This window comes from Micromonospora sp. AMSO12t, from assembly GCF_008806585.1.
Lineage (GTDB): Bacteria > Actinomycetota > Actinomycetes > Mycobacteriales > Micromonosporaceae > Micromonospora > Micromonospora reichwaldensis.
The window spans coordinates 1-463 of record NZ_WAAS01000614.1; the positions used below are offsets into that span (position 1 = coordinate 1).

Consider the following 463-nt stretch of genomic DNA (forward strand, 5'->3'; position numbering starts at 1 on the left):
AGAGCCTACAAGGCATTCCCCGCCCCGGCCGGCGTCGCTGATCGTGAGGCCTCCGGAACAGCGATCACTACGTCGTTCTCCTCGATTTTACGCCGGCCAGACGCCGACACCCGGACGCCCTCACACCACCTAGAGCGTCCTAGGAGGATCGATTCCAAGGCGAGCGTCGCGCACTACACCTGGCAGGCCGCCCGCACTGTTAGGTGGTGCTGCGGCCCGTGCGGCACCTTGACCTGATCTCTCCCGCAGCGACCCTCAGCTCGATCGCTCCACGTCCGTTGTCTCACCCGTAGAAACTGCCTCTGCCTGCGCCTTCAGGAGCATGCGGTAGTAGGGCAGGACCACCAGTCGCAGGCACAACCACCACGCGTAGACCGCTGCGGCGCTCCACGACTCGGGGTCATTAAGCAACCCGTGCGCCAGGTCGTTGCGCAGGTTCGGACCGGGCTGTTCACACAGCAGG

Annotated in this window: 1 protein-coding gene; it reads right to left on the reverse strand. The window is 65.2% G+C overall.

Translation table 11 applies throughout. The features are described from left to right. Nucleotides 1-255: 255 nt before the first annotated feature. The coding region (locus F6X68_RS33200) for a DUF4209 domain-containing protein (RefSeq protein WP_151457890.1) at nt 256-463 on the reverse strand (208 nt) is incomplete at its 5' end.